At 61.3% G+C, this 3,546-nt stretch carries 2 protein-coding genes; one reads left to right on the top strand and one right to left on the bottom strand.

Features of this window, described 5'->3' with window-relative positions:
• Nucleotides 1–2,034: ADOP family duplicated permease (locus tag VFI82_07815; protein HET7184577.1), on the top strand; the 2,034-nt coding region annotated here is incomplete at its 5' end.
• Nucleotides 2,035–2,080: 46 nt separating this feature from the next.
• Here VFI82_07815 and VFI82_07810 read toward each other — a convergent pair.
• A partial coding sequence (locus tag VFI82_07810; protein ID HET7184576.1) for a sigma-54 dependent transcriptional regulator occupies nt 2,081–3,546 on the bottom strand: 1,466 nt, incomplete at its 5' end.

Raw genomic sequence — 3,546 nt, 5'->3', positions numbered from 1 at the left:
CCCGGTGCCCCGCTCACCGTGATGCTGGCGTACGGTTTGTGGCGCGACAAGTTCGGCGCCGACGCCTCCATGATCGGCCGCAACATCATCATCGATGGCCTGCCGCGCCAGGTCATCGGCGTGCTGCCTCGGAATTTCTGGTTCATGGACTCCAAGGCTGCCGTGTTATTGCCGTTGCAGTTCGACCGCAACAAGACCTTCCTGGGGCAATTTCAGTATTCCGGAATCGCGCGGCTCAAACCTGGCGTGTCGCTTGCGCAAGCCAGCGCCGATTGCGCGCGGCTGATTCCCGTCGCCGCTCGCAGCTTTCCCCCATTTCCGGGACTATCCCTCGCTAGTTTCGAGTGGGAGCGTGTCACGCCCGCATTCACGTCGCTGAAGGCGAGCGTGCTGGGAGATATCGGCGGCGTGCTCTGGGTGCTCATGGGCACCATCGGACTCGTGCTGCTGATCGCCTGCGCCAACGTGGCAAATTTGATGCTTGTGCGCACGCAAGGCCGCCAACAGGAACTCGCCATACGCTCGGCTCTTGGCGCCGGCTGGTGGCAAATTGCGCGCGAATTGCTGCTGGAAAGCCTGGTGCTCGGTGTCGCTGGCGGCGCAGTTGGCGCAGGCTTGGCGCTCGCCGCTCTACGCCTGCTCCAGGTCCTGCATCCCGCCAATCTTCCACGCCTCGAACAGATTTCCATGGATACGGGGTCCGTTCTTTTCACCTTCGCCATTTCTGTTTTTGCAGGCTTGTTGTTTGGGCTGATTCCCGCCATTCGTTATGCCGGCGGCGGTGTGGCGGCGGCGCTGCGTACCGCCGGCCGCGGCGCCAGCGAAAGCCGCCAGCGCCATCGCGCGCGCAACACGCTGGTTGTCGTGCAAGTTGCCCTGGCTTTGGTTCTGCTGATCAGTTCGGGCCTGATGATTCGTACCTTCCAGGCGCTGCGCCACGTAAATCCCGGCTTCGTACGCCCGGAAGAACTGCAAACCTTCGACATTTCTATTCCGCGCAGCGTCTCCGCCGCTCCGGTTGCTGTCACCCGCATGGAGCAGAGTATCGCCGACAAAATCGCAGCCGTCCCCGGCGTGTCCAGCGTCGCGCTGACCAACGATGTACCCATGGCTGGCGGGCACTGGCTCGACCCCATCGATGTCGAAGACCGAACCGACTTGAAGGCCACCGGCCGTGTCTACAAGTTCGTCTCGCCGGGCCTGCTGGCGACCATGGGGAATTCCTTGGTAGCCGGCCGCGACTTCACCTGGGAGGATTTATACGATCAGCATCGCGTCGCCATGCTTTCGGAGAATCTTGCACGCGAGCTATGGGGCACGCCACAAGCAGCGTTGGGCAAGCACATCCGCCACGTGAGCACTTCCCCCTGGCTTGAGGTCATTGGTGTCGTCGGCGATGAGCGGGCGGATGGCGTGGATCAACCCGCCCCCGAAACTGTCTATTGGCCGCTGCTGATGGATCATTTCGGTCCCGAGCCACTCTCCGCCATTCCCGGCGTTTCTTATGTGGTGCGCACGCCGCGCGCCGGCTCCAGCGCGCTCATGCAGGAAGTCAGCCAGGCTGTCTGGTCCGTAAGCAAGGAACTGCCGCTCGCCAATCCGCAAACCTTGGAGGATCTGTACAACAAATCGCTGGCGCGGACTTCTTTCGCTTTGGTCATGTTGGGAATTGCGGGCGCCATGGCCTTCGCACTGGGCGTCGCCGGATTGTACGGCGTGATTTCATACTCTGTTGCGCAGCGCACACGCGAAATCGGCATCCGCGTTGCGATTGGCGCCCAGCATTCCACCGTGCGGCGCATGTTCATCGCGGAAGGCGCGCGGCTCGCGGCCATCGGCATTGCCGTCGGTTCGGTAGCGGCGCTCGGCCTGATGCGGCTGATGGCCTCGTTGCTGTTCGGCGTCAAGCCCATCGACCCGTTGACCTACGCCGGTGTAGCGGCCGCTTTAGCCGCTGCCGCGGCGATGGCCAGCTACATCCCCGCACGCAGGGCGATGCGCGTCGATCCGATGGTCGCTTTGAGATACGAGTGAAGCCGGGTGCGTCAGCAGCAGCTATGTGCCAGGCTGATGTGCGAGTTCAAGAGTGCGTCGTGGAGGGCTGCTGTTCTTCTTCTCCGTGCGCCAGTCCAAACTTTTTCATCTTGTAGCGAAGGGCGTCGCGGCTGATATCCAGGAGCTTGGCAGCTTTAATCTGGTTGCCATGCGACTGCCTCAACGCCAATTCCACCAGGGCATGTTCGATGTCTTCCAGCGAGGTTCCCCCTTCGGGGATGGACAACGGTGGCAAGCGCCGTTTAGACCCGCCTTCGAGCGGTTCCTGCGAACCAGACGCGCTCGCTTCCATTGCCGTCGTTCCGCTTACGGCCGTTCCGCTGCGCCCGGTAGCGACGGCAAAAGGCAAATCGTCGGGCTTCAGAGACGTGCCATCCTCCAGAAGCATGGCGCGCTCCAGCGCGTTTTTCAGTTCGCGGACATTTCCAGGCCAGTCGTAATTCATCAGGAGGCGCTTGGTTTCCTCCTGCAGCCCCTGCACCGACTTGCGAAACTTGCGGTTGTAGTGATCGATGAAGAAATCAACGAGTGCGGGGACATCCTCTTTTCGTTCGCGCAGCGGCGGAAGAAAAATCGAAATGATGGCCAGCCGGTAGTACAAATCCTGGCGAAACTGGCCTTCGCGCACGGCACGCTCCAAATCGCGATTCGACGCCGCGATCACGCGAACCTCTACCTGGATATCGCGCACGCCGCCGACGCGCCGGATCACCTGATCTTCGAGAACGCGCAGCAGTTTTGCCTGCAGCAGCGGCGTGAGTTCGCCGATTTCGTCCAGAAAAAGCGTGCCGCCGTCGGCGACTTCAAAAAGCCCCTTTTTCATGGCCTTCGCGTCGGTAAATGCGCCGCGCTCGTGGCCAAAAAGTTCCGCTTCCATCAAAGTTTCCGGAATTGCGGAGCAATTGATCGCCACGAACGGTTTGTCTTTGCGCGCGCTCTGATAATGAATCGCCTTCGCGACCAGATCCTTGCCAGTGCCGCTCTCTCCCTGAATGAGGATGGTGCTGGCTTCGCTGGCGGCCACCTTGTGCACGAACTTCATCAACTCGGTCATCTTGCGCGACACGCCGATGACGTCGTGGTAGCCGGTGCGGCGCCGCACTTCTCCGCGCAGCGACTCCACTTCCGTGCGCAGCGCGCCCGCTTCCAGCGCGTTTTGGAGCGTTACGCCAAGCTCTTCGTAATTGATGGGTTTGCTGACGAAGTCGTAGGCCCCAAGTCGTAACGCGGCCTTCACGTCCTCGAGCTGAGGGTCCGCGGTCATCATGATGACTGTGCGGGTATCGCCGCTTTGTTTCAGCTTCTCAAGCACTTCAATGCCGCTCTGCCCCGGCAAGTGAACGTCGAGGAGGATGGCGTCGGGCGATTCGTTTTGCAGGACGCGCAAAGCTTCTTCCCCGTCCGCAGCATCAGCGGTTTGGTAACCGTATTCCGCACACTTCTTCGCCAGCGCCCAGCGCACAAGCTTCTCGTCGTCCACGATCAAGATTT

It is taken from the genome of Terriglobales bacterium, from assembly GCA_035691485.1.
In the GTDB taxonomy this organism is placed as follows: domain Bacteria; phylum Acidobacteriota; class Terriglobia; order Terriglobales; family Acidobacteriaceae; genus JAIQGF01.
Note: the sequence above shows the minus strand (reverse complement) of the source record. Positions and strands in the feature narration are given on the sequence as shown.